Source organism: Stenotrophomonas sp. 8(2023) (assembly GCF_030345295.1).
Classification (GTDB): Bacteria; Pseudomonadota; Gammaproteobacteria; order Xanthomonadales; family Xanthomonadaceae; genus Stenotrophomonas; species Stenotrophomonas muris.
Genome location: NZ_CP128404.1, coordinates 223,303 through 249,126 on the forward strand (window position 1 = coordinate 223,303; position 25,824 = coordinate 249,126).

Here is a 25,824-nt window from a genome sequence, read left to right on the forward strand (position 1 = left end):
GGCACGGGTCACATGCGGAACACGCCGAAGCGCGTCTGCTGCGGGGCGGCGTTGAGGCTGGCCGACAGCGCCAGCGCCAGCACCTGGCGGGTGTCGGCCGGATCGATCACGCCGTCGTCCCACAGGCGCGCGCTGGCGTAGTACGGGTGGCCCTGCTGTTCGAACTGGTCGCGGATCGGTGCCTTGAAGGCATCCTCTTCCGCCGCCGGCCACTGGCCGCCCTTGGCTTCAATGCCATCGCGCTTGACCGTGGCCAGCACACTGGCGGCCTGCTCGCCGCCCATCACGCCGATGCGCGCGTTCGGCCACATCCACAGGAAGTTCGGCGAGTACGCACGGCCACACATGCCGTAGTTGCCGGCACCGAACGAGCCGCCGATCACCACGGTGAACTTGGGCACCCTGGCACAGGCCACCGCCATCACCAGCTTGGCGCCGTCCTTGGCGATGCCGCCCTGTTCGTACTTGCGGCCGACCATGAAGCCGGTGATGTTCTGCAGGAACACCAGCGGGATGTTGCGCTGGGTGCACAGCTCGATGAAGTGCGCGCCCTTCAGGGCCGACTCGGAGAACAGGATCCCGTTGTTGGCGATGATGCCGATCGGGTAGCCGTTCAGATGGGCGAAACCGGTCACCAGCGTTGCGCCGTAGCGCGGCTTGAACTCGTCGAAGCGCGAGCCATCCACCAGCCGCGCGATCACTTCGCGAACGTCGTAGGGCTTGCGCGTATCGGCCGGGATCACGCCATACAGCTCATGGGCCGGCAGCAATGGCGCTTCAGGGGGCCGCACCGCCATCGCCGGTTCCGGCTTGCGCCAGTTGAGCTGGGCGATGATCGCGCGCACCCGTGCCAGTGCCTGCAGATCGTTGTCGGCCATGTGGTCGGCCACGCCGGAGATGCGGGTGTGCACGTCGGCGCCACCCAGTTCCTCGGCCGTGACCACTTCACCGGTGGCCGCCTTCACCAGCGGCGGGCCGCCGAGGAAGATCGTGCCCTGCTCGCGCACGATCACGGTCTCGTCGCTCATCGCCGGCACATAGGCGCCACCGGCGGTGCAGCTGCCCATCACGCAGGCGATCTGCGGAATGCCCTGCGCCGACAGGTTGGCCTGGTTGTAGAAGATGCGACCGAAATGGTCGCGGTCGGGGAAGACTTCGTCCTGCAGCGGCAGGAACGCGCCACCGGAATCGACCAGGTAGATGCACGGCAGGTGGTTCTGCTCGGCGATCTCCTGCGCGCGCAGGTGCTTCTTCACCGTCATCGGGTAGTAGGTGCCGCCCTTGACCGTGGCGTCGTTGGCCACGATCACGCATTCCACGCCGCTCACCCGGCCGATGCCGGCCACCACGCCCGCGGCGGGCACGGCGTCTTCATACATGCCGTGCGCGGCCAACGGCGCGATTTCCAGGAAGGCGCTGCCGGGGTCGAGCAGGGCGTCGATGCGGTCGCGCACCAGCAGCTTGCCGCGGGCGGTGTGCTTGGCGCGTGCCGCCTCGTTGCCACCCAGCGCAGTGCGCGCGAGGGTGGCATGCAGGTCGTCGACCACGGCCTGCATGGCCGCGCGGTTGCTTTCAAACGTTTCGCTGCCTGGTTGCAGCTGGCTGTTCAGGACGGTCATCGCGGTGGCCTTACAGGGTGCGCTGGAACAGTTCGCGGCCGATCAGCATGCGGCGGATCTCCGAGGTGCCGGCGCCGATTTCATACAGCTTGGCGTCGCGCCACAAGCGGCCGGTCGGGTATTCGTTGATATAGCCGTTGCCGCCGAGGATCTGGATCGCCTGGCCGGTCAGCCAGGTGGCCTTCTCGGCGGCGTACAGGATCGCACCGGCGGCGTCCTGGCGGGTGGTGCGGCCCTGGTCGCAGGCGCGCGCCACGGCATAGACATACGCGCGGCAGGCACCCAGGCCCACGTACATGTCGGCGATCTTGGCCTGGATCAGCTGGAAGCTGCCGATCGGTTCGCCGAACTGGTGGCGCTCGTGCACATAGGGCATGACCACGTCCATGGCCGCGGCCATCAGGCCCAGCGGGCCACCGGACAGCACCACGCGCTCGTAGTCCAGGCCGGACATCAGTACGTGCACGCCACCGCCGACCTGGCCCAGCACGTTCTCTTCGGGAATCTCGCAGTCCTGGAACACCAGCTCGCAGGTGGGCGAGGAGCGCATGCCGAGCTTGTCCAGCTTCTGCGCGGTGGAGAAGCCCTTCATGCCCTTCTCGACCAGGAACGCGGTGATGCCCTTGGCACCGGCGTCCATGTCGGTCTTGGCGTAGACCACCAGCACGTCGGCATCCGGGCCGTTGGTGATCCACATCTTGTTGCCGTTGAGCACGTAGCGGTCGCCGCGCTTGTCGGCGCGCAGCTTCATTGACACCACGTCCGAACCGGCACCCGGTTCGCTCATCGCCAGTGCGCCTACCAGGCTGCCGTTGCACAGGCCGGGCAGGAAGCGCCGCTTCTGTTCTTCGTTGCCGTTCTTGCGCAGCTGGTTCACGCACAGGTTGGAGTGCGCGCCATAGGACAGGCCGATGCCGCCGGAGGCGCGCGAGATTTCTTCCATCGCCACCACGTGGGCCAGGTAGCCCATGCCGGTACCACCGTATTCTTCTTCCACGGTGAGGCCGAGCAGGCCCTGTTCGCCCAGCTTCGGCCACAGGTCCAGGGGGAACTGGTTGCTGGCATCAGCCTCGGCGGCCAGCGGTGCGACCTCGGCGGCGGCAAAATGGGCCACGCTCTGGCGCAGCAGGTCGATGTCTTCGCCAAGATCGAAGTTCAGGGATGGCACGTGCATTGTGGTGGCTCCACGGCGGGATGGCAGGGAATGGACGCACCCGGCGGGGGAGCGGGCGGCGGTCGGCAGGACCGCCACCCGCACGGGCGATGGCCCCAGCGTAGCGGGGTTCGGATAAGAAGTGAATACGAATTCAAAAATTGAAACTAGAATCAGAACATGGCCTATAAACGCTCTGCATTGATGGAAGAACGCCTGGCGGGCGCCCGTGAACGGATCCTGCTGGCCACCCGCGAGCTGGTCGCCACCGGCGGCTGGCGCAACGCCCCGGTGACCGCCGTGGCGACCCAGGCGGGGGTGTCCACCGGCCTGATCTATCGCCACTTCCCGTCCAAGGCCGAGCTGTTCGTGGAGGTGCTCAACGCCGCGGTGGCCCACGAGGTCGCGATCATGGAGCGCATCGCCAGCGGTCCGGAGGTGGCCAGCGAGCGCCTGCGGCTGGCAATCACCGCCTTCGTCCGCCGCGCCCTGGCCGGGCCGGGGCTGGCGCACGCCTTCATCGTCGAACCGGTCGATCCGGACGTGGAGGCCGAGCGCATGCGCGGACGTCGCGCGTTCGGCGACGTGTTCCTGCGGCTGGTGGAGGAAGGCGTGGCCGCCGGTGAGCTGCCGGCGCAGGACGCGCATGTGGCCGCCGCGTGCCTGGTCGGCGCCTTCACCGAAGCGATGGTCGGTCCGACCGCGCCCAGCCGCGAAGCGCACCGCGACGAAGACGCGCTGGTGGATGCGATCTGCAGCTTCTGCCTGCGCGCGATCGGCGCCCCGGTAATCCGGTAGCGCCGGCCGCTGGCCGGCTTCTGTTGCTGGGGTCAGATCCCTTTTGCGCCGCAAAAGGGATCTGACCCCATCCCCGACCCCAGCCCCCGGCATGTTGCGCCGCACCAGCAGTGACGCCTGTTGTCGCACGCAAGGCGCGTTCTATACTCGGTCCATCACGCAGTCGCTCAGCCGTGGTCCAACGACTATCAGCCAGGGGTAACGAAGAGTGCGGAATTACGATCTGGAGTTCCTGAAACGCTTCTCCATGGTGATCGCGCTGCTGGCGACCATCACCCTCGGCCTCATCCTCCTTGCCGCCTACATCCACACCCGGATTCCGCCCGAGGTGTCGCCCACTGCGGCCAAGCGCACCGAACAGCGCATTTCGCCCACCGGCGCGGTCTATGCCGGCAGCACCGGCGCCGCCGCGCAGGCCGCGGCCAAGGCCGCCGCGCTGGCCAAGGCGGCGTCGCAGGTGGCCTACGGCGGCACCAAGGATGGCAAGGTGATCTTCGACAACCTGTGCACCGCCTGCCACACCAACGGTGTGGGCATGGCACCGACGCTGGACCATTCGCATTGGGACAAGCGCATCGCGCAGGGCAAGGACACCCTCTACAAGCACGCCATCGAGGGCTATACCGGCCCCGACGGCGGGATCATGCCGCCCAAGGGCGGCAACCCGGCGCTGACCGAAGAACAGATCCACGCCACCGTGGACTGGATGCTGGGCAACCTGAAGTAACCGCCGCAACGCGCCGCTTCCTGCAGAGCCGAGCCCGCGCTCGGCTGCGCTCCGCGCGGTGTGGCCAGGTGCAGCCGAGCATGGGCTCGGCTCTACGATCCCCCGGCTTTGCCCACCGAGGCCTGATCGCTCATATGCCCCCGCTGCGCAGGCGGGGTTTCGCATTTCAGGGTTAGTCTGTGCGCCTCTTCCATGGAGTCGCCCGTTGATGCGCCGCCGTTCCCTCGCCCTTGCCCTGTCCCTGCTGCTGCCGGCCGGCGCCTTTGCCCAGGCCCAGCCGCAGGCCACGCCGGTCGCGCCGCCCTCCGTCGCGCGCGGCAGCGCCACTGTGGTGCTGACCGCTGCGCCGGCCGACTGGCGCGCGCTGGATGGGCAGCGCGTGCGCATCGCCGCGCCGCTCACCCTGGCCGGTACCGATGGCCTGCAGCACTTCGGCCAGCTCACGGTGGCGTTCGATGGCCGCCTCTGGCAGCCGACCGAAGTGGCCGCGCCGGGCACTGCCGGCTATGAGCAGGTGATGGCCGACAACCGGCGCCGCCGCCTGGTGCTGGAAGATGGCAGCGATGCCCGCGACCCCGCCAGCGTGCCCTACCTGCCGGGCAACCCGGTGCTGCGCACCGGCATGCAGCTGCGCAACGTGGAGGGCATCGTGCGCGTGGACGCGCAGGGCCATCCGCGCCTGCAGGTCGAAGGCGCGCTGAAGCTGCCGGAACTGAAGCGCCCGGCAGTACCCACGGTGCCGGGAAGCCTGCACGTGGCCGCCTTCAACCTGGAGAATTTCTTCAATGGTGACGGCCAGGGCGGTGGCTTCCCGACGCTGCGCGGCGCGCGCACGCTGGACGAGCACAAGGCGCAGCTCGCCAAGCTGGTCACCACGGTCAATGCCTTGGGCGCCGATGTCGCTGCGCTGATGGAACTGGAGAACGACGGCTACGGCCCGCAGTCGGCCATCGCCGAACTGGTCGATGCGCTCAACCGCGACCGCGGCGCGCAGGGCGACTGGCGCTTCGTCGACGCCGGCAACGGCCCCGGCGACAACCCGATCCGGGTCGGCATCATCTATCGCAGCACGCGCCTGCAGCCGGTCGGCAAGCCGGCCACGCTGACCGGCGGCCCGTTCGTCGAGCACAGCCGCGTACCGTTGGCGCAGGCCTTCCAGGGCAAGCAGGGGGCGCCGTTCGTGGTGGTTGCCAACCATTTCAAATCGAAGGGTTGCCGTGACGCGGCCGGTGCCGACGCCGATCGCAACGACAATCAGGGCTGCTGGAACGCCACCCGTGTGACGTCGGCGCAGCAGCTGCACGCCTGGCTGCAGACCGATCCGACCGGTACCGGCGCCAGGGACGCGGTGCTGCTGGGTGACTTCAATGCCTACGCGATGGAAGGCCCGATCCGCGCCCTGCATGATCTGGGCTGGCAGGACGCGTTCAAGGTTGCCAAGGTCGAGCATCCCTACAGCTACGTCTACAACGGCTACACCGGCCGCCTCGACCACGCGCTGCTGAACCCGGGCATGGCCAGGCGCCTGCGCGGTGCCGCCGAATGGCACAGCAACGCCGACGAGCAGGACGCCAGCGGCTACCAGGGCCGCAACGTGCAGGGCCCGTGGCGCAGCTCCGACCACGACCCGCTGCTGCTGGGCTTCGACAAGTAACGCGCCAGGCCGGGGTCGGATCCCATTCCCACGGAATGGGCTCTGACCCAAGGCATCGCGGGGTCTGAGGCGTAGGGGTCAGAGCCCATTCCGTGGGAATGGGATCCGACCCCGGGTATCGCTCACCCCCAGGCGATCATCCCGATCGCCAGCACCGCCAGCGCCAGTCCCGCGCGGTTCCACTTCGTGGTGGCCTCGCCGAAGACGAACATGCCTACCAGCGCGCCCAGCACCACCACGCCGATGTTCATGCCGGCGAACACGGTGGCCGGGCTCTCTGGCATCGCCTGGTGCGCATGCACATAGAACAGGATGTTGCCGCCATTGAGCAGGCCCAGCAGTGCACCCGCGCCGAGGTTGCGCCAGGCCAGTCGGCTGCGGCCACTGACATGCCGCCACAGCTGCATTGCCAGCATCAGCACGAAGGCGACGCTGAAACTGGCCAGCACCGCCGCCATCGACGGCGTGCCGGACAGCGCCACCTGCTTGAGCAGCACGTCCACCACTGCGAATCCGGCCCATACGCCCAGCAGCCAGCCCCAGCCGCCGGGTGAGGACGCCACCGCCGGGCCGCGCGGGCGCAGGCTGATGGCCACCATCGCCAGCAGGCCCAGGCCCAGGCCGGCCAGTTTCCAGGGCGTTGCGGTCTGGCCGAAGCACAGGAAGGCGGCGGCCAGGGAAAGCAGCAACGACAGCCGCTGCGCCACGTCGCTGCGGACGATGCCGGCCACCGCCACCGCGCGGCCCAGTACCAGGAAGATCGAGGGCAGCACCACCGCCAGCGCCAGCAGTGACGGCCACGGCGCACGCGGCGCGCGCAGTGCATCCAGCGGTGGCTGCAGCACCACGGCGGTGAGCGTTGCCGCCACCAGATAGTTCCAGGTGACCATCTGCGCAACATCCAGCTGGCGGCGTGCGGCCACCTTCAACAACACCGAAACCAGCACACTGCAGATCACGGCCAGTGACAGATAGAGCATGGGGCGGGCACAGGGCAGGGGCGGGGGACGGTATCATGGTGCCATGCACAAGCCCTTGTTCCCCGTCGCCCCCGGCGAAACCGCCTGCCTCGAACTGGACGGCCCGGCCGGCCCGCTGGAAGTGGTCGTCGACCTGCCCAAGGCCGATGTGCCGGTGCAGCCGATCGTGGCCATCGTCTGCCATCCGCTGTCCACCGAAGGTGGCACCCTGCACAACAAGGTGGTCACCATGACCGCCTCCACCCTGCGCGAGCTGGGCATCGCCACGGTGCGCTTCAACTTCCGCAGCGTGGGTGGTTCGGCTGGCACCTTCGATGGCGGCGTGGGCGAGCAGGATGACCTGAAGGCCGTCGCGGCCTGGGTGCGCAGCCAGCGCCCGGATGACCGCCTGTGGCTGGCCGGTTTCAGCTTCGGCGCGTTCGTGTCGCTGAAGGCCGCCGCCACGCTGCAGCCGGAAGCGCTGATCTCGATCGCGCCGCCGGCCGGTCGCTGGGATTTCGACGGCATCGCGCCGCCGGCGCGCTGGCTGGTGATCCAGGGCGAGCAGGACGAGATCGTCGACCCGCAGGCCGTCTACCAGTGGCTGGACACGCTGGACGCCCCGCATGAGCTGGTACGCATGCCCGAGACCAGCCACTTCTTCCACCGCAAGCTGATCGACCTGCGCGGCGCGCTGACCCACGGCGTCAAGCACTGGCTGGGCGCGGCGGCATGAGTGCACCCGAGCTGACCCCGTCGCAGCGGTATGCGGAAGGGGTTGCCCGTGGCGACTGGCAGAACGATCCGGCCCAGCATGCGGCGCTGGCCGAGCTGGACCGCATCCACCTGGGCCTGCTGGACAGTGCCGAGGATGGCTGGCTGGACCGCCTGTCTTCGTTCTGGAAGAAGCCCGAGCCGATCAAGGGCCTGTACTTCTGGGGCGGCGTCGGCCGTGGCAAGACCTTCCTGGTCGACCTGTTCTACGACGGGCTGCCGATCAAGCAGAAGTACCGCACCCATTTCCACCGCTTCATGCGCAGCGTCCATGAGCGCCTGCGCGAGCACCAGGGCCAGAGCGACCCGCTGGCGAAGATCGCCCAGGAATGGCGCAGCAACCTGCGCGTGCTGGTCCTGGACGAGTTCTTCGTCACCGACATCGGCGATGCGATGCTGCTGGCGCGGCTGCTCGAGCGCCTGTTCGCCGAGGGCGTGACCCTGGTCACCACCTCCAACACCGCAGTGGAGAACCTGTACCTCAACGGCCTGCAGCGCGAGAGCTTCCTGCCGGCCATCGGCCTGCTGCAGCGCTTCTGCGTGGAGCTGTACGCCGAAGGTACCGAGGATTACCGGATGCGCGCGCTGACCCGCTCGCCGGTATACCGCGCACCGCTGGCGGCCGACAGCGACGACTGGCTGGCCACGCGCTGGAACGAGCTGAGCGGCGGCCAGCCGGCCAAGCCCGGCAACATCGAGATCGAGGGCCGCAAGATTCCGGTACGCGGCCGTGGCAAGAGCATTGCCTGGTTCGATTTCGCCGCGCTGTGCGAAGGCCCGCGCGGGCCCTCGGATTACATCGAGATCGCGCACGAGTTCAACACGGTGCTGCTGGGCGGCATTCCCGCCTTCGACCGCTTGAATGAGGATGCCGCGCGCCGCTTCGTCAACCTGATCGACGAGCTGTACGACCGCCACGTCAACCTGGTCTGCACCGCCAGCACTTCGCCGATCGAGCTGTACACCGGCCAGCGCCTGCAGGGCGCGTTCGAACGCACCGCCTCGCGCCTGATCGAGATGCAGAGCGCCGAGTACCTGGGTACCCCGCACCGGGCGTGAGGGCGGTTTACTGTAGAGCCGAGCCCACGCTCGGCTGCTTCTGGATGATGTGCCGAAAGGGAGCCGAGCATGGGCTCGGCTCTACAGCAGCGCCGCGCAGCTATCGGGAAGGCGCCACCGCATTCCCACGCGGCCGCTCATCCGGCCCGGCCGACACCTGCAGGCCCGAGCCATCGCCGTGCTCCACCCGAACGCTCTCGCTGCGCTCCAGCAGCCGCAGCGGTTGGCCTTGGTAGCGCACTTCCAGCGCGTCATGGGTGTCGGCCAGCGACTGCACCAGCGGGCACAGCGATTGTGCTTGGGCCTCGATGCGTTCGGCGCGGCCTTCCAGCTGCTGTTCCATCTGCGCGTCCAGACGGTCGGCGCGTGCCTCCATCGCATCGCTGCGTCCGGTGAAGATCTGCCACAGCATGCTGCGGGCGATGGAGGCGGACAGCGACTCGGCCATGTCCTGCACCTTGGCCTCGAAGCCTGGCCCGAACACAGCCTGTTCCCAGTAGCCCTTGCCCAGCGTGCCGCCGATCCAGTCATCGGCCTGCCGGCGCAGGCGCCGGACCTTGCGGCTGTTGGCGGTACCGGTGAGGCTTTCATAGACCCCGTCGAGCACGTCGAAGCTCAGTCCGCTCACTTCATGGGCCAGCGCCGTGGCGGCCGGCATCAGCTGCCGTGCCCCGGCCTCCATCTGCCGAAGGCGGGCCGCGTCGGCCTCGCTGACCGGCACGACCGTGTCGTCCAGGCTCAGCACGCCATCGTGGAACACCACCTCGTGCGGTGCCTGCGGGCCATGCCGCAGCCAGATGCCACCGCTGTCCACCAGCACGTCATAGTCGGTGTGGATACCGCACTGGTCCGCGCGCAGCTTCGGGGTGTCAGCGGCAATTGCAGGTACGGTGACCACAGCAGCCAACAGGGCCAAGGCGGGTGCTGACAGGCGCATGGTGGAATCCTTTCCGGTCATTGCAGGACCCCAGCATCCCGCGTTCGGCAGGCGCCGTCACCCGCCGAAAGTCACTGCGCGATGGCGATTCGTCCGGCCATACCGGCTTTCCCACCGGCTGCCCACCACCTATCCACAGGGTTGTCCCTAGCCAGTTTCATCACTGTCATGTGAAGCTGTCATTGTTCCGTTTTCGCGGTGCGTTGTGCCACCGCAATGACGCCTTTCGGACTTGACTGCGCAGCCCGTTCCGGCAGGTCTGAAGCGTCTGATCAGGGCGCCGATGGCACGATCCTTGCGGCGCAAGGGATTGCCGAATTTCACTACATTTGGCGTTGACGGACCCCATTACCCCCACTATCTTGTGGCCGTCGGTCGCAGCAACCCCCATTCCAGGGGTTGCCCCGGGGTACCCATCCGCGATCGTCAACGGCAGTGGCAGGCGCAGGGTCTCATCCCCTGCGACGCCGTCCTGCCATCCTGGGCTGTCATGTCCCGGGCCGCGTCACCCGATGCATCGAGCACCCCCAAATCACGCCAAGAGGACACACGCCGTGAGCACCGAATCCAGCGCCACCATCGAGAAGGAAAGCGAATTCCTGTTGACGTCGCCGCCGACGGCCAACGCGATGAGTGTGACCAAGCGCAATGGGACCACCGAACTGGTGGACCTGAACAAGATCGTGCGTGCGGTGCAGCGTTCCTCCGAAGGCCTGCACGCCGTCGACCCGATGCGCGTGGCCACCCGCACCATTTCCGGCCTGTACAACGGTGCCACCACCCGCGAGCTGGACGAACTGTCCATCCGCACCGCCGCCCTGCTGATCGGTGAAGAGCCCGAGTACGGCCGTCTCGCCGCGCGCCTGCTGGCCAACTACATCGCCAAGGAAGTCTCGGGCCAGGAAATCTACGCCTTCTCGCAGTCGGTCAGCCGTGGCCATGAAGTCGGCCTGATCAACGACCGCCTGCTGAACTTCGTGCAGACCAACGCACGCAAGCTCAACGATGCCATCGACATCTCGCTGGACCTGAACTTCGATTACTTCGGCCTGCGTACCCTGTACGACCGTTACCTGCTGCGCCACCCGCACACCCGCAAGGTGATCGAGACCCCGCAGCAGTTCTTCCTGCGCATCGCCAGCGCGCTGAGCGAGGACGTGTCCGAGACCCTGGCGCTGTACAAGCGCATGGGCAACCTGGACTACCTGCCGTCCAGCCCGACCCTGTTCAATTCCGGCACCACCCACGAGCAGCTGTCCTCGTGCTTCCTGCTGGACTCGCCGCAGGACTCGCTGGAATCGATCTATTCCAAGTACGGCGACATCGCCCAGCTGTCGAAGTTCTCCGGCGGCATCGGCGTCAGCTACACCCGCGTGCGTTCGCGTGGTTCGCTGATCAAGTCGACCAACGGCCATTCCAACGGCATCGTGCCGTGGCTGAAGACCATGGATTCGTCGGTGGCCGCAGTGAACCAGGGCGGCAAGCGCAAGGGCGCGGCCTGCGTGTACCTGGAAACCTGGCACGCCGACATCGAGGACTTCCTCGAGCTGCGCGACAACACCGGTGACGAAGCCCGTCGTGCGCACAACCTGAACCTGGCCAACTGGGTGCCGGACCTGTTCATGAAGCGCGTCGAAGCCGACCAGGAATGGTCGCTGTTCGATCCGCGCGTCGTGCCGGAGTTCACCGACCTGTTCGGCGAAGCCTTCGAGCAGGCCTACCTGCAGGCCGAAGCCCAGGGCAAGGCCAACCGCACCATCTCCGCGCGCAAGCTGTATGCCCGCATGATGCGTACCCTGGCCGAGACCGGCAACGGCTGGATGACCTTCAAGGACAAGTGCAACCGCGCCAGCAACCAGACCCTGCGCCCGGGCAACGTGATCCACCTGTCCAACCTGTGCACCGAAATCCTGGAAGTCACTTCCAACGATGAAACCGCCGTGTGCAACCTGGGTTCGATCAACCTGGGCAACCACTTCGACGAGCACAACGAGTTCGACTTCGAGAAGCTGGCCGAGACCGTTCGCCTGGCCGTGCGCCAGCTCGACCGCGTCATCGACCTGAACTTCTACCCGATCGAAACCGCCCGCCGCGCCAACCTGCGCTGGCGTCCGGTCGGCCTGGGCTGCATGGGCCTGCAGGACGTGTTCTTCCGCAAGCGCCTGCCGTTCGACAGCGCCGAAGCCCGCGCCCTGTCGAAGAAGATTGCCGAAGCGATCTACTTCCACGCGCTGGAAACCTCCTGCGAGCTGGCCCAGGAACGTGGCAAGCACCCGTCGTTCAACGACACCCGTGCCGCCGGTGGCGAACTGCAGTTCGACGCCTGGAACGTGGTGCCGGAAGACACCGCGCGCTGGGATGCCCTGCGCGCCCGCATCAAGGAGCACGGCCTGCGCAACTCGCTGATGATCGCGATCGCCCCGACCGCGACCATCGCCTCGATCGCCGGCTGCTACGAGTGCGTCGAGCCGCAGGTGTCCAACCTGTTCAAGCGCGAGACCCTGTCCGGTGACTTCCTGCAGGTCAACCGCTACCTGGTCAACGAGTTGAAGAAGCTGGGCCTGTGGACCGCCGACATGCGCGATGCCATCAAGCTGGCCGAAGGCTCCATCGCCGGCGTGGCACAGATTCCGGAAACGCTGCGCGAGGTCTACCGCACCGCGTGGGAACTGCCGATGCGTTCGCTGATCGACATGGCCGCCGAGCGTGGCGCCTTCATCGACCAGTCGGCCTCGCTCAACCTGTTCATGGAAAGCCCGAACATCGGCGCGATGTCCTCCATGTACATGTACGCCTGGAAGCAGGGCATCAAGACCACCTACTACCTGCGTTCGCGCCCGGCCACCAAGATCGCCAAGACCACGGTCAGCGCTGCGGCCCCGGCCAAGGTGTTCAGCCCGGACGAAGCCATCGCCTGCTCGCTGGAAAACCCGGAAGCCTGCGAGGCCTGCCAGTAAGACACCGCGCGGTGGGTGCCGACCGTAGGTCGGCACTCGAACACCTCGCACCTGTAGAGCCGAGCCATGCTCGGCTGCGGAAAAACACCCACGGTAGCGCCGGGCCACGCCCGCCGGCTCACCCAGGAATTCAAGGAAACACCCATGGCCGACAAGCCCAAGCAGATGCTGCTCGATCCCGGTTTTGAACTGACCCTGCGCCCGATGCGCTACCCGCAGTTCTATGACATGTACCGGAATGCGATCAAGAACACCTGGACGGTGGAAGAGATCAACTTCCAGATCGACATCACCGACCTGCACAGCAAGATGTCGCCGGGTGAGCGCCACCTGATCCACCGCCTGGTCGCGTTCTTCGCCACCGGCGATTCGATCGTGTCCAACAACCTGGTGCTGAACCTGTACCAGCACTTGAATGCGCCCGAAGCGCGCATGTACCTGTCGCGCCAGCTGTATGAGGAAGCACTGCACGTGCAGTTCTACCTGACCCTGCTGGACAACTACCTGCCGGATCCGGAAGAGCGCGCCAAGGCGTTCTCGGCGGTGGAGAACATCGACTCGATCAAGAAGAAGGCCGATTTCTGCTTCAAGTGGATCGACTCGATCCAGGACCTGACCCGCATCGAGACCCGCGAACAGCGCCGCCAGTTCCTGCTCAACCAGATCTGCTTTGCCGCCTGCATCGAAGGCCTGTTCTTCTTCGCTGCGTTCGCCTACGTGTACTACTTCCGTTCGCGCGGCCTGCTGCCGGGCCTGGCCTCGGGCACCAACTGGGTGTTCCGCGACGAGAGCGCGCACATGGAGTTTGCGTTCGAGTCGGTGCGCGTGGTGCGTGAGGAAGAGCCGGACCTGTTCGACGACGAGATGAAGCAGCAGGTCTACGACATGCTGGCCGAAGCCATCGAATGCGAAGTGCAGTTCGCCGAGGACGTGCTGTCCGGTGGCGTGGCCGGCATCTCGACCCGCGACATGCGCCAGTACCTGCAGCACTGCGCCGACCAGCATTTCGCCAAGCTGGGCATGGAAAAGAAGTACAACGTGCGCAACCCGCTGCCGTTCATGGAACTGCAGGACGTGCAGGAGCTGACCAACTTCTTCGAACGCCGCGTCTCGGCCTACCAGGTCGGCGTTCAGGGCGAAGTCGCCTTCGACATGAACTTCTGATCGAACCGGCCAGGCCTGTCGCAACGAAGAACCCCGGCCAATGCCGGGGTTTTTTGTTTCCGTAGCGTCGAGCCATGCTCGACTGCTGCTCGCAAGAAAGTCGAGCATGGCTCGACTCTACAATCAGCGCCGCCCTTCCACCGCCATGCGCATCGCCAGCCCGGCCAGCACCGTGCCCATCAGCCAGCGCTGCACCATCTGCCAGGTGGGGCGCGCGGCCAGGAAGCCGGCGATGCTGCCGGCGGTCAGCGCGATCATGCCGTTCACGCTGACGCTGACCAGGATCTGGGTGGAGCCCAGCACGATCGACTGCATCAGCACGCTGCCTTCGCCGTCCGGGTGCAGGAACTGCGGCAGCAGCGACAGGTACATCACCGCGACCTTCGGGTTCAGCAGATTGGTCAGGAAGCCCATCGTGAACAGCTTGCGCGGGCTGTCCTGCGGCAGGTCGCGCACCGCGAACGGCGAACGGCCGCCGGGCCTGAGCGCCTGCCAGGCCAGGTACAGCAGGTACAGCGCGCCGCCGATGCGCAGCGCGTCGTAGGCGAACGGCACGGTCATCAGCAGGGCGGTGATGCCCAGTGCCGCACACAGCATGTAGAACACAAAGCCCAGCGCCACCCCGCCCAGCGAGATCAGGCCAGCCATCGGCCCCTGGCAGATCGAGCGCGAGATGACGTAGATCATGTTCGGCCCGGGCGTGAGCACCATGGCCAGCGAAACCAGCGCGAAGGCCAGCAGGTCGGAAGTGGCGGGCATGGGCAGTCCTGGCAGTGGGCGTGGCGCAGTGTAACGCCTGCCGCAGGCGCGGCCTGCGCAGGCACCGCTGCCGGGTGCCTGTTGCACGTGCATGCCGATGGCCATCACGCCGGTCGCTTAGAATCCGCAGCACCCCACACCGAAGCACCCCCATGACCCCGATCCCCGAGACCGTGCCGCCCACCGAAGTGCGCATGGCTGAAATCGTCTTCCCCAACCACACCAACCACCTGGGCACCCTGTTCGGTGGCCAGGCATTGGCATGGATGGACAAGGCCGCGTTCCTGGCCGCCGCCCGCTATTCGCGCCGCACCGTGGTGACCGCGCGCAGCGACCAGGTCGACTTCAAGCTGCCGATCCGCATCGGCCAGATGGTGGAAACCATCGGCCGCATCGTCGAAGTCGGCCGCAGCTCGATGAAGGTCGAGGTGGAACTGGTCGCCGAGGACCTGCACAGCGGCGAGCGCAAGCTGTGCACCCGCGGCCACTTCGTGATGATCGCGCTGGACGAGGAAGGCCACCCGATCGCGGTGCCGCCGCTGCCGGCCGCCTGAGACCAGCGGCTGAACCGGTGCTTGCGGGGGCGCTGCGGCGCCCCCATCTGGCAGCCATGACCCCGCCACTGACCGACTTCATCGACCGCGCCGAGCGCCTGTTCGTGCTGACCGGCGCGGGTTGCAGCACCGCCTCGGGCATACCCGATTACCGGGACGCCGACGGCCAGTGGAAACGCACGCCGCCGGTGACCTACCAGGCCTTCATGGGCGAGGCGACCACCCGCCAGCGTTACTGGGCGCGCAGCCTGCTGGGCTGGCCGCGCTTCGGCCTGGCCCGGCCCAACGGCACCCACCAGGCCCTGGCCGCCCTGGAAAGCCGCGGCAAGCTGCAGGTGCTGTTGACCCAGAACGTGGACGGCCTGCACCAGCGCGCCGGCAGCCGCAACGTGATCGACCTGCATGGCCGCCTGGATCTGGTGCGCTGCATGGGCTGTGAGCGCCGCAGTGACCGCGAGGATTTCCAGCAGCGGCTGCTGGACGCCAATCCCGGCTGGGACGCGCTGGAGGCCGGCATCGCCCCGGATGGCGACGCCGACCTGGAGACCGATTTCTCCACGTTCGTGGTACCTGATTGCCCGCACTGCGGCGGCGTGCTGAAGCCGGACGTGGTGTTCTTCGGCGAGAACGTGCCGCGCGAGCGGGTGGCGGCGGTGCACGAGCACCTGCAGCAGGCCGATGCGGTGCTGGTGGTGGGCTCGTCACTGATGGTCTATTCCGGCTTCCGCTTCGTGCAGGCGGCGGCGAAGGCAGGATTGCCGGTGGCGGCGCTGAACCGCGGCCGCACCCGTGCCGACGACCTGCTGTTGTTCAAGGATGAGCGGGACTGCGCTGAAGCCTTGTCCGGTTGGGTGGCGGGCTGAGCCGAGCGTGGGCTCGGCTCTACGAGGGGCTGTTCGGCGCTCGGCGGCATGATCGGCTGCGAAACAGCGATCCATCCAGACGGTTGATCCAGAAGCCGCGCAGCGGTGCAATACGCACCCCCTACGTCGTTCATCACCCCCTTGAGCCAGCTGTTTTCGCCGATCTCGTTCGGCCCCCTGACCCTGTCCAACCGCATCGTCATCGCGCCGATGTGCCAGTACTCCGCCGAAGACGGCCGCGCCAGCGACTGGCACGCCATGCACCTGGGCAACCTGGCGCAGTCCGGCGCCGGCCTGTTGATCCTGGAAGCCACCGCGGTCGAGCCGCGCGGCCGCATCAGCTGGGCCGACCTTGGCCTGTGGGATGACGGCACCGAGGCCGCGCTGGCACAGGTGCTGGCCAGCGTCCGCCGCTGGTCGCCGATGCCGCTGGGCATCCAGCTGGGCCATGCCGGCCGCAAGGCATCCACCGCCCGTCCGTGGGACGGGGGTGGCCAGTTGCCGGCCGGCGATGCGCGTGGCTGGGCCACCGTGGCGCCGTCGCCGCTGCCGTTCCATGCCGCCGATCCGGCACCGCAGGAACTGGACGAGGCCGGCATCGCCGAGGTCATCGCCGCCTTCGCTGCCAGTGCGGTGCGCGCCGAGCGCCTGGGCTTCGAGCTGATCGAGCTGCATGCCGCGCACGGTTACCTGCTGCACCAGTTCCTGTCGCCGCTGAGCAACCGCCGCACCGATGGCTACGGTGGGTCGCTGCCGAACCGCCTGCGCCTGCTGGTGGAAGTGTTCGACGCGGTACGCGCGGCGGTGTCCGACAAGGTCGCCGTGGGCGTGCGCATTTCCGCCAGCGACTGGGTCGAGGGCGGCTGGGATCTGGTGCAGAGCGAAGCGCTGGCCCAGGTGCTGGACGCGCGCGGCTGCAATTTCCTGCATGTCTCCAGTGGCGGCCTGGACGAGCGCCAGAAGATCACCGTCGGTCCGGGCTACCAGGTGCCGTTCGCGGCGGCGATCAAGGCCAAGGTGCGCATGCCGGTGATCGCCGTGGGCATGATCACCGAACCGGAGCAGGCCGAATCGATCCTGCGCCATCGCCACGCCGATGCCGTGGCCCTGGCGCGCGGCATCCTCTACGACCCGCGCTGGCCGTGGCATGCCGCCGCCGCATTGCGCGACAGCGTGGAACCGGCGCCGCAGTACCTGCGCTGCGAGCCGCGCGATGCGCGCGGCGTGTTCAAGGCGCGCTGAGGCTCACACCCGCCAGGCCGGCGCCATGCCGGCCCGCAGGTGCTCGAACAGCGCGCGGATCTTGGCGGTGAAGTCGCGGCGATCGCTGACGCAGAAATAGACCTCCATCGGCTCCGGACGCCACGTGCTGTCGGCGCCGAACACGGCCTGCAGGCGTCCATCGCGCAGGTAGGGCTCGGCCACGAACGCAGCCAACCGCGTGATGCCGGCACCGGCCGCCGCCAGCGACGCCAGCGCATCGATGTCATCGCAGACCATGCTCGGCGGTAGCGCGGCGTCCACACGCTGGCCGTCCTTCAGCAGGCCCCAGCGCAACGGCCGGCCATCGGTGGGGAAGCGGTGCAGCAGCCCGCGATGGCTGCCCAGATCCGATGGTTCCTGCGGGGTGCCATGGGCCTTCAGGTAGGCCGGCGAGGCGCAGAACACGAACGGTACGCGTGCCAGCTGCCGTGCGACCACGCCGTCTTCCAGCTGCGCGCCGATGCGGATGCTGGCATCCACCGCCTCTGGACCATGCTGCACGGCGCGGTCGGTCAGCCGCAGTTCCAGCTGCAGCTGCGGGTAGCGTTGCTGCAGTGACGGCAGCAACGGGGCCAGCACGTGGCGGCCGAACGCGCTGCTGCTGGCGATGCGCAGCGGCCCGGCCGGTTCGATATCACCGGAGGTGACCATCGCCTGCGCGCGCGCCAGGTCGGCCTCGATGTGGCGGACCTGCGCCAGGTACAGCGCGCCGGCCTCGCTGAGCGCCAGCTGGCGCGTACTCCGGTTCAGCAGCCGTACGCCCAGATGCGCTTCCAGCCGGTTGATGTTCTGGCCGACTGCGGTGGCGCTGATGCCAAGGATGCGGGCCGCGGCGGCAATGCTGCCGGTCTCTGCGGTGCGGGTGAAGCTGCGGATCAGTTGCAACAGGTTCATGACCGACCAGCTTGCCACGGTGATGGCCAAGTATCGCTTGGGACTGAACCAAGCGGTTCGGTTGCATCGGTGATCATCCGGCTGCTGGACAGGAAGCTGCCCTACACTGTGGCGATGCGCCCCGATTCCATCCTCACCCTGTCCTGCCCCGACCGTACCGGCATCGTCTACCGCGTGTCCGGCCTGCTGTTCGACCACGGCTGCAACATCCTCGACGCCCAGCAGTTCGGCGATGAGGAAAGCGGCCGCTTCTTCCTGCGCGTGCATTTCGACCGTGACGCCGGCCTGCCGCTGGAGACCGTGCACGCCGCGATGGCCACGCTTGCCGAAGGCTTCGGCATGGACTGGCAGCTGCATGATGGCCGCCGCCGTGCACGCCTGCTGGTGCTGGTCAGCAAGCAGGGGCACTGCCTCAACGACCTGCTGTTCCGCGCCCACAGCGGCCAGCTGAAGGTCGACATTGCCGCGGTGGCCTCCAACCACGCCGACTTCGCGCCATTGGCCGCGTCCTACCAGGTACCGTTCCACCACCTGCCGGTGACCGCCGATACGCGTGCGGTGCAGGAGCAGCAGATCATCGACCTGGTCGAGCGCGAGCGCATCGACCTGGTGGTGCTGGCGCGCTACATGCAGATCCTGTCACCCACGCTGTGCCGCGCGCTGGCCGGGCGTGCGATCAACATCCACCACAGCTTCCTGCCCAGCTTCAAGGGCGCGCAGCCGTACCACCAGGCGCACGCGCGCGGGGTCAAGATCATCGGCGCCACCGCGCACTACGTCACCGAGGATCTGGACGAAGGACCGATCATCGAACAGGACGTGGCCCGCGTGGATCACGCCATGGCGCCGCGCGAGCTGGTGCGGCTGGGCAGCGATACCGAATCGCTGGTGCTGGCACGCGCCGTGCGCCGCCATGTGGAGCACCGCATCCTGCTCAACGGGCATCGCACGGTGGTGTTCCGGTAACGTGCTGCCCCTTCCAGGTCCGCCGGGCATGGCCCGGCGCTACCCACGGGTGTGATCCGGTAGTGCCGGCCGCTGGCCGGCAACTGCAGGGATCCAGGCGTTGCCGGCCAGCGGCCGGCACTACCGTTGTGGGTCAGGCGGTCGCGATTCCCGCCTTGCCCAGCGCCTCGCGCACCATCGCGTCGTTGGCTTCGGTCACCGGCCGGGTCAGCTCCCACAGGAACTTCACCCGGAAGCCGGACTTCACCGCATCCTGCGCGCTCCACAGCACGCAGTAGTCGCGGGCCAGGCCGCACACGTGCACTTCGCGGATGCGGCGCTCGTGCAGCCAGCCGGCCAGGCCGGTGGCCGGGCGCTCGCCATCGGGGCCGTGGTTCTCGCGGAAGGCGCTGTACGAATCCACCTGTTGGCGCGTCCCCTTGCGCAGGATCAGGTCGGCCACGGTCCAGTCCACGCCCGGGTGCAGCGCGGCACCGGCGCTGCCCTGCACGCAGTGGTCCGGCCACAGCGTCTGCGGCTGCGCGTGCAGCAGGATGGTCTCGAAGGGGCGTTGGCCGGGGTGCTGGCTGGCGAACGAGGCATGGTCGGCCGGGTGCCAGTCCTGGGTCGCCACCACGGTGCGGTAGCGGCGCTGCGCCAACAGATCGGCGATCGGTGCCACCAGCGCATCGCCCTGGTCGCAGGCCAAGGCGCCACCGGGCATGAAGTCCGGCTGCAGGTCGATCACCAGCAGGGCGACATCGGCGGGCAGGGCGGTCATGGCAGGTCCGCTACAACAGAAGGGGCGACCAGCGTGGCCGCCCCATGCCTGCACGTCAATCGCCCTGTGGCGTCCCAGCGTCCTGCCCGTAGTACAGCAGGCCGATCCTGATCCGCTCGCGGCCATTCTCGCGGCGATGGCGGTTGGCATCGCGAAGCGAGTACACGCAGCCGCAGTATTCCTGCTGGTAGAACTGCTCGCGCTTGCTGATCTCGATCATGCGGCTGGCGCCGCCGCCCTTGCGCCAGTTGTAGTCCCAGTACTGCAGGCCTTCATAGCGCGAGGCGGCGCGTATGCCGCAGTCGTTGATCTGCGCCATGTTCTTCCAGCGCGAGATGCCCAGCGAAGAACTGATGGTGTCGTAACCGTGCTCGTGCGCGTACAGCGCAGTGCGCTCGAAGCGCATGTCGAAGCACATCGTGCAGCGGATGCCGCGTTCAGGCTCGTTTTCCATGCCGCGTGCACGGCTGAACCAGTTGTCGGTGTCGTAGTCGCAGTCGATGAAAGGAATGCCGTGCTGCTCGGCGAAGCGGATGTTCTCCTGCTTGCGCAGCTCGTATTCCTTCACCGGGTGGATGTTGGGGTTGTAGAAGAAGATCGCGTAGTCGATCCCGGAGGCGGTGATCGCCTCCATCACTTCGCCGGAACAGGGCGCGCAGCACGAATGCAGCAGCAGGCGCTTGCCGTCGGCGGGCAGGGTCAGGGTGGGGCGTTGGAGCTCGGTCATCGTCAGGTACCGCATGGACCGCCGGCAACGGCGGTGGCCCATGCATCAGTGCGTGGGTGAACGGGTCTGGCCGGATACCGTGAACAGGACGCGCGCGGCCACACCGCCTGCACGCGCAGGACGACGACGGCCCCGGCAACCTCCCCGCGGAGATTCCAGGTCGAGTCAGGGGACGGTCGTGTCCCCCGGCCGGGGCCGGTATTCGGGCTGATGGACACGGGCCGCAGCCCACCTACTACCCGCCGCTTCCCAGGCGCGAGCCCAGTGCTGTTGGCAGGATTCGTTTCCATTCACCGCTGCGGGGCAGCTCCGGAATGGACGCGCGAGGCGCCTTCACCGGATTCCCGTTTAAATCCCTCCCCGCGCCGCAGCGATGGGAGGGATACCTTCGGCGTGTGCAAGGTGGACCTGTTGGTGGCGCCGGTCAAGAGCGCAGGGGTCAGAACCCGCTACGCTGCAACGGGATCCGACCCCAGCGGAAGGAAGGGGTCGGATCCCGCTGCCACGCAGCGGGCTCTGACCCCGGTCGGGATGCACCTTCAATGCCCCGCGGCCGCCCGCGTGCGGATGTCGTCCAGCCGCTGGTCGTGCAGCAGGCGGCCGTTCTCCCACACGGTCACCATTGCGTCCTCGAAGCCGTCCGGCAGGGTGTCGTCGCCGTTGGCCGGCAGCGGCACCGTGTGCAGGCTGCCATCGTCCAGGCGGCGCAGCAGGCGCATGCGGCCACGCTTGCTGGCCTTGCCGGCGTCGGTGACCGGATCCTTGTAGACGTCGATCCACTCACCCTCGACCCGCGCCGCCGAGCACTTCAGCGCGAACTTCTGCGTATCGCGGTCCAGCCGCTGCAGCAGCGCACCGCCCATGCCGAAGGCCACGTTGTCGGCGGCGTAGCCGTCGTCGGTGATGCGCTGCAGGATCGCGCGGATGGTGTCCGGATTGATGCCATCGCCCTGGATCACCCGCACGTGGTTGAGCACGCGGTAGCCCTTGCTGTTGAGGCTATGGCCGAACGCTTCATCCAGCCGGTGCAGGCTTTCGGCCACCACCTCCACCGGGTCCCCCGAGTCCGGGCGGATGACCAGGGTGGCGCCCGAGGCGATCACTTCATCGCGCAGGGTGGTACCCCAGTGCTCGCTGATGGCGCGGTAGATGTCATAGCTGTCCGATACCACCGCCACGATCGCACCGGGCGTGCCGAACTGGCGCAGCATGTTGCGGTAGGCGTCCACCTCGCGCTCGCGGCCCCAGCTGGTGATGGTGCTGTGCTCGGCGGCGGGAATCGAATAGCCGGCCATCGGCGCGTGGTAGTGCGCGCGCGCCAGGCACAGGGCCGAGACCGTATCGGTGCCGAGGAAGTTGACCAGGTGCGCGGCACCGCCCAGCGCGGCCGATTCCAGGCTCGAGACACCGCGCGCGCCGAAGTCATGCAGCTTGAACGGCAGCTGCCCCTGCGGGTCGTCGCTGGTCTGCTGCAGGAACGCGGCAATGGTCTGCCGTGCGTGCCAGCTGATGGTGGCCACGGTGACCGGGTACCACACGCGCAGCAGCAGCGTTTCCAGGTACGACGGCACCCAGAACGCGGCCGGATCGGTCGATTCGATGGTCATCAGCGCCTGGTGGGTGGGCACCACGCTGCCCTCGGGCACGGCGCGGATGCGCACCGGCAGGTGGCCGCCAAGCCGGTCGACGATATCGCGCCAGCCGGCCTCGTTGAACGGTTCGCCATGCGCGGCGAACACCGCAGCAGCGTCGTCGATGTCGGCGTGGGTGACCGGCCGTGCCAGCGCGTCCTTGAGGATCGCCTGCAGGCCGAAGAACACCGTGCGATCGTGCAGGCCGCCACGTGATTCGACGTAGAAGAACGTGGCATCGGTACCCGGCGGGTACTGCAGCCAATGGCTGGCCTTGTAGCTGTCGGTGTTGAGGAGAAGATTATCGAGGTAGTGCATGACGGAAGCTCCTTCGCGTCGGGTGGCACCGGCGGTCTATCCGCCAGTGGGAAAGCCGGGCCGGTCAGCCGCGGCCGAGGAAGTACTCCAGGATGTGCAGGTGGTCTTCGAACAGCTGCGGGCCCATGTCCAGGGCCTCACTCACCGGTATCCAGCGTGCCTTGTCGGCATCGTCGCCGCCGCGCACCGGCGGCAGCTCGCCGGCCGGAAACTCGAAGTGGAAACCGTGGGTGATGGTGCGGCCACGCTGGCTGCGGTCCGGGTGGTCGAACACCTGCTGGCCCTTCAGCGACCCCTTCAACACCGGCAACGGAATCTTCAGCCGGGTTTCCTCGCGCAGTTCGCGCAGGCAGCTGTCGAGCAGGCTCTGTTCCTGGCCGACGAAGCCGCCGGGCAATGCCCACAGCCCCTTGCCGGGTTCCGAGCGGCGACGCACCAGCAGCACGTGGCCCGAATGCACCACCACCGCATCGGTGGTGACGAAGGTGGGCGCGTAGGGCGCATCCTTCCAGGCGGCCTTGTACTGTTCGATGAAGCGGTACTCGGCCACCAGCTGGCCATACGCAGGCGCACTCTTGCGGAACGCTTCGAGCATGTCGTACACCGGCGCCGGCACATTGCCACGCAGCATCAGCAGCGCGCCGTGGAAGTCGACGTCGCCCGCTTCGAACAGGTAGCGCCGCAGCTCGGTGGCCGACAGGGTGGCGGTGTGCTGCACGTCCACCAGCGGCCACTGCGGGAACTCGCGCAGGTAGTAGCTGGACGCATCCTTGTCCATGCCGATCAGGCCCACCCTGGCATCGGCGGCGGCACCGTCGTTGCGCAGGGCGTCAGCCACCTGGCGCTGCACGTTGGCGATCCACTGTGCTTCGTTGTACAGGTGGTCACGCAGCGGGCGGATCAGCAGACGGTCGGTGTGGTCGTCGAGGGCCGCCTGGATCATCACGGCGCGTTCGGCCACGGTCCAGGGATTGCGCAGGCTGCGGGGGGTATCGGCAGAGCCGACCAGGAAGATCAGCTTGCGGGCCCGGCTCAGGGCCAGGCGGGCAACGGCGGCGTGGCCGTTGTGGAAGGGCTCGAATCGCCCGATGAAGACGAGATAGTCGAATTCCATGAGAATCCCTCATGTCGTTGTGGCAGCCGCGGGTCTGTCCCTTGGCTTGCTGCAGATGCTACGCCGATGGCAGGGCGGGTCAAGCCTGCAGCCGTGCTTTCTGCTGAACGGCGCATTGCGTGCGCGGACTGCGCCGTCGTTCTCAGGCCCTGAGAAGCCCCTGCGCCATACTGCAACCCACGCGGCGGACGGCATGCTCGGGGGCAAGACAGTGGCGGACAAGTACTGCGATCTGGTCATGAAAGGCGGCATCACCAGCGGCATCGTGTACCCCAATGCGGTACTGGCGCTGGCCCGCGAGTATCGCTTCAAGAGCATCGGCGGCACTTCAGCCGGCGCCATTGCGGCAGCGGTGGCGGCTGCAGCGGCCTGCGGCGATCGCCGCCAGCAGGCCGGCGAGCAGCTGCCCGGCGATGCAGGCTATGGCGGGCTGTCGGCGGTGTCGGCACAGCTGTCCCGGCGCGGCTTCATCTACAGCCTGTTCCAGCCGGCGCGCGGCGCGCGCGCGGCCTATCGGCTGCTGGTGGTGCTGACCGGCAATGCCCGCCTGCCGCACAAACTGCTGTGCCTGGCCGTTGCGGTATTCGAGATCGCGCCGCTGGAAGTGCTGGTGTCGCTGGCGCTGCTGCTCGGCCTGGGCTGGTGGGGCGGTGGCTGGAGCGGCGTGGCCGCCACGCTGCTGCCATCACTGTTGTGCGCCTACGGTGCGGGTGTGGCCGGTGCCGCGCTGCGGGTCGCGCGGGTGGCGCGTCGCAACCTGCTGGGCCTGTGCAGCGGCCTCAGCCGCGATCCACGCACGCCGGCGCTGACCGAGTGGTTGCATGAATGCCTGCAGCAGCTGTCCGGCAAGCCGCTGGATGCACCGTTGACCTTCGCCGACCTGCACGATGCGCCGCGCTACGCCGGTGAGCCTGACAGCCCGCATGCGATCAGCCTGCAGATGATCACCACCTGCATCTCACACAACGAGCCGCGCACGCTGCCGCTGGGCGGTGCGCAGTTCTGGTTCCTGCGCGAGGAGTTCGAGCAGCTGTTCCCCGCCAGCGTGGTGCAGTGGCTGGTGAGCCAGGCCGGCCCGCCGCTGGAGGTGGAAGGGCGGCAGTACTACCACCTGCCACAGGGCCCGAAGCTGCCGGTGCTGGTGGCCACGCGCATGAGCCTGAGCTTCCCGCTGCTGATCAGCGCGGTGCCGCTGCATGAACCCTCACGCCGCGAACGACGCTGCGAACCGACCGCCCCTGCGGCCGACCAGGAGCACAACGTTGCCGACAGCATGGAAGGGCTGACCAGTGCCGGGCAGACCTGCGGCCCGGTGATCACCGCCTTCCGCATCTGCTGGTTCTCCGATGGCGGCATCAGCAGCAACTTCCCGATCCATCTGTTCGACGCCGCCCTGCCGCGCTGGCCGACCTTCGCCATCAACCTGGTCTATCCACAGCACGCCGAAGCGGTGAGCCAGGGCAGCGGCGGCCGCCAGGCGCTGGAACATGCGGTGTTCCTGCCCACCGAAAACCGCCACGGCTGGCAACGGCATTACCAGTCCATCGCCACGCCACTGGCCGCAGCCGAGCTGGGTCGTTTCCTGTTCGCGGTGGTGGCGACCATGCAGAACTGGCGCGACCTTCTGCAGGCGCGCGCACCGGGCTACCGCGACCGCATCGTGCACGTCAGCCTGCAGGGCGACGAGGGTGGCATGAACCTGGACATGCCGCAGGACGTGCTGACCCGCATTGCCGACAAGGGCAGTCTGGCCGGTGCGCGCTTCTGTTCGTTCTCGTTCGAGAACCACTACTGGATCCGCTGGCGCAACCTGGCCTCGGCCTACCAGCGCTACACGCTGGAAGTGGCGCGCACCGATGATCCGGCGCAGCAGGTGCTGGCCTACCGCGCGGCGTACGCGATGGTCGCCAGCGGTCAGCCGACGCCACCGTCGTACAAGCTGGGCTCGGAAGACAAACGGCTGGCCTCGCAGCAGTTGTGGGGCTTGATGGTCGAGCAGGGCCGCACCTGGGAGGACCTCGGCCCGGACCTTACCGACGGCGCACCGCGTCCGCTGCCGCAGATGAAGGTGACCCCGATCTACTGACCCGATCCTGCGGTCGAATCGGGGTCGGATCCGTTTCCGCAGGAAAACGGATCTGACCCCGCAGTGGTTGCTGCTCTTGCCGGCCAGC

At 67.7% G+C, this 25,824-nt stretch carries 22 protein-coding genes and 1 riboswitch; of the genes, 12 read left to right on the top strand and 10 right to left on the bottom strand.

All coding sequences use genetic code 11. From position 1 onward, the window contains the following. Positions 1 to 8 precede the first annotated feature (8 nt). Positions 9 to 1,619, bottom strand: coding sequence for a carboxyl transferase domain-containing protein (locus tag QP609_RS00990; protein ID WP_046427997.1), 1,611 nt, complete (start codon positions 1,617 to 1,619; stop codon positions 9 to 11). Between the two features lie 10 nt (positions 1,620 to 1,629). Then, on the bottom strand, positions 1,630 to 2,793 hold the full coding sequence (locus QP609_RS00995) for an isovaleryl-CoA dehydrogenase (RefSeq protein ID WP_197621580.1): 1,164 nt from the start codon (positions 2,791 to 2,793) through the stop codon (positions 1,630 to 1,632). Positions 2,794 to 2,952: 159 nt separating this feature from the next. Here QP609_RS00995 and QP609_RS01000 point away from each other — a divergent pair, with 159 nt between their 5' ends. The 3 genes from QP609_RS01000 (at position 2,953) to QP609_RS01010 (ending at position 5,951) form a co-directional block, all read left to right on the top strand. Next, on the top strand, positions 2,953 to 3,570 hold the full coding sequence (locus tag QP609_RS01000) for a TetR/AcrR family transcriptional regulator (RefSeq protein ID WP_014645572.1): 618 nt from the start codon (positions 2,953 to 2,955) through the stop codon (positions 3,568 to 3,570). A gap of 208 nt (positions 3,571 to 3,778) precedes the next feature. Continuing rightward, complete coding sequence (locus tag QP609_RS01005; protein WP_014035592.1) at positions 3,779 to 4,297, top strand: c-type cytochrome; 519 nt, start codon at positions 3,779 to 3,781, stop codon at positions 4,295 to 4,297. 208 nt (positions 4,298 to 4,505) lie between these two features. Beyond that, entirely contained in the window at positions 4,506 to 5,951 is a 1,446-nt protein-coding gene (locus QP609_RS01010) for an ExeM/NucH family extracellular endonuclease (protein WP_289213842.1), read from the top strand. A gap of 122 nt (positions 5,952 to 6,073) precedes the next feature. Here the strand turns inward: QP609_RS01010 and QP609_RS01015 are convergent, their stop codons facing one another. Then, a complete protein-coding gene (locus QP609_RS01015; protein WP_111206550.1) occupies positions 6,074 to 6,931 on the bottom strand; it encodes an EamA/RhaT family transporter in 858 nt (285 codons plus the stop codon). Between the two features lie 43 nt (positions 6,932 to 6,974). Here QP609_RS01015 and QP609_RS01020 point away from each other — a divergent pair, with 43 nt between their 5' ends. Both QP609_RS01020 and zapE read left to right on the top strand, forming a co-directional pair. After that, positions 6,975 to 7,646, top strand: a complete 672-nt coding sequence (locus QP609_RS01020; protein WP_014645576.1) for a CocE/NonD family hydrolase — start codon at positions 6,975 to 6,977, stop codon at positions 7,644 to 7,646. After that, positions 7,643 to 8,743: a cell division protein ZapE gene (gene zapE / locus QP609_RS01025; RefSeq protein WP_049441797.1), complete on the top strand. Its 1,101-nt coding sequence runs from the start codon at positions 7,643 to 7,645 to the stop codon at positions 8,741 to 8,743. The genes QP609_RS01020 and zapE overlap by 4 nt, the downstream gene beginning before the upstream one ends. Positions 8,744 to 8,843: 100 nt before the next feature. On the opposite strand, the gene QP609_RS01030 is transcribed toward zapE, so the two are convergent. Continuing rightward, the gene (locus QP609_RS01030; RefSeq protein ID WP_032956617.1) at positions 8,844 to 9,680 is read right to left on the bottom strand and encodes a DUF2884 family protein; all 837 of its coding nucleotides are present in this window, start codon (positions 9,678 to 9,680) and stop codon (positions 8,844 to 8,846) included. 554 nt (positions 9,681 to 10,234) lie between these two features. Here QP609_RS01030 and QP609_RS01035 point away from each other — a divergent pair. Then, positions 10,235 to 12,637 (top strand): ribonucleoside-diphosphate reductase subunit alpha, encoded by a 2,403-nt coding sequence (locus QP609_RS01035; protein WP_014645579.1) that lies wholly within the window; start codon positions 10,235 to 10,237, stop codon positions 12,635 to 12,637. A gap of 144 nt (positions 12,638 to 12,781) precedes the next feature. Continuing rightward, entirely contained in the window at positions 12,782 to 13,801 is a 1,020-nt protein-coding gene (locus tag QP609_RS01040; protein ID WP_005420683.1) for a ribonucleotide-diphosphate reductase subunit beta, read from the top strand. Positions 13,802 to 13,924: 123 nt separating this feature from the next. On the opposite strand, the gene QP609_RS01045 is transcribed toward QP609_RS01040, so the two are convergent. Beyond that, on the bottom strand, positions 13,925 to 14,560 hold the full coding sequence (locus tag QP609_RS01045) for a LysE family translocator (protein ID WP_075076406.1): 636 nt from the start codon (positions 14,558 to 14,560) through the stop codon (positions 13,925 to 13,927). A 152-nt stretch (positions 14,561 to 14,712) separates the two neighbouring features. Here QP609_RS01045 and QP609_RS01050 point away from each other — a divergent pair, with 152 nt between their 5' ends. From QP609_RS01050 to QP609_RS01060, 3 genes are all read left to right on the top strand, one after another. Further along, the gene (locus QP609_RS01050; protein ID WP_004153688.1) at positions 14,713 to 15,114 is read left to right on the top strand and encodes an acyl-CoA thioesterase; all 402 of its coding nucleotides are present in this window, start codon (positions 14,713 to 14,715) and stop codon (positions 15,112 to 15,114) included. A gap of 56 nt (positions 15,115 to 15,170) precedes the next feature. Next, the gene (locus QP609_RS01055; RefSeq protein WP_180834783.1) at positions 15,171 to 15,977 is read left to right on the top strand and encodes an NAD-dependent protein deacetylase; all 807 of its coding nucleotides are present in this window, start codon (positions 15,171 to 15,173) and stop codon (positions 15,975 to 15,977) included. 141 nt (positions 15,978 to 16,118) lie between these two features. Further along, entirely contained in the window at positions 16,119 to 17,219 is a 1,101-nt protein-coding gene (locus QP609_RS01060; RefSeq protein ID WP_014645582.1) for an NADH:flavin oxidoreductase/NADH oxidase, read from the top strand. A 3-nt stretch (positions 17,220 to 17,222) separates the two neighbouring features. Here the strand turns inward: QP609_RS01060 and QP609_RS01065 are convergent, their stop codons facing one another. After that, positions 17,223 to 18,134 (bottom strand): LysR family transcriptional regulator, encoded by a 912-nt coding sequence (locus QP609_RS01065; RefSeq protein ID WP_142235534.1) that lies wholly within the window; start codon positions 18,132 to 18,134, stop codon positions 17,223 to 17,225. Between the two features lie 114 nt (positions 18,135 to 18,248). Between QP609_RS01065 and purU the strand changes: the two genes are divergently transcribed. Further along, a complete protein-coding gene (purU, locus tag QP609_RS01070; protein ID WP_005411937.1) occupies positions 18,249 to 19,100 on the top strand; it encodes a formyltetrahydrofolate deformylase in 852 nt (283 codons plus the stop codon). 133 nt (positions 19,101 to 19,233) lie between these two features. Here purU and pncA read toward each other — a convergent pair whose 3' ends face one another. From pncA to QP609_RS01090, 4 genes are all read right to left on the bottom strand, one after another. Continuing rightward, positions 19,234 to 19,860 (bottom strand): bifunctional nicotinamidase/pyrazinamidase, encoded by a 627-nt coding sequence (gene pncA / locus QP609_RS01075; RefSeq protein WP_032962116.1) that lies wholly within the window; start codon positions 19,858 to 19,860, stop codon positions 19,234 to 19,236. Between the two features lie 55 nt (positions 19,861 to 19,915). Then, positions 19,916 to 20,587, bottom strand: coding sequence for an epoxyqueuosine reductase QueH (locus tag QP609_RS01080; RefSeq protein WP_032962114.1), 672 nt, complete (start codon positions 20,585 to 20,587; stop codon positions 19,916 to 19,918). 175 nt (positions 20,588 to 20,762) lie between these two features. Further along, positions 20,763 to 20,992, bottom strand: a riboswitch (cobalamin riboswitch). Positions 20,993 to 21,126: 134 nt separating this feature from the next. Beyond that, entirely contained in the window at positions 21,127 to 22,536 is a 1,410-nt protein-coding gene (locus QP609_RS01085; RefSeq protein WP_111206541.1) for a nicotinate phosphoribosyltransferase, read from the bottom strand. A gap of 64 nt (positions 22,537 to 22,600) precedes the next feature. Then, on the bottom strand, positions 22,601 to 23,656 hold the full coding sequence (locus QP609_RS01090; protein WP_126411609.1) for a bifunctional nicotinamide-nucleotide adenylyltransferase/Nudix hydroxylase: 1,056 nt from the start codon (positions 23,654 to 23,656) through the stop codon (positions 22,601 to 22,603). Between the two features lie 187 nt (positions 23,657 to 23,843). Between QP609_RS01090 and QP609_RS01095 the strand changes: the two genes are divergently transcribed. Beyond that, positions 23,844 to 25,736, top strand: coding sequence for a patatin-like phospholipase family protein (locus QP609_RS01095; protein WP_289213843.1), 1,893 nt, complete (start codon positions 23,844 to 23,846; stop codon positions 25,734 to 25,736). The last annotated feature ends 88 nt before the right edge of the window (positions 25,737 to 25,824 follow it).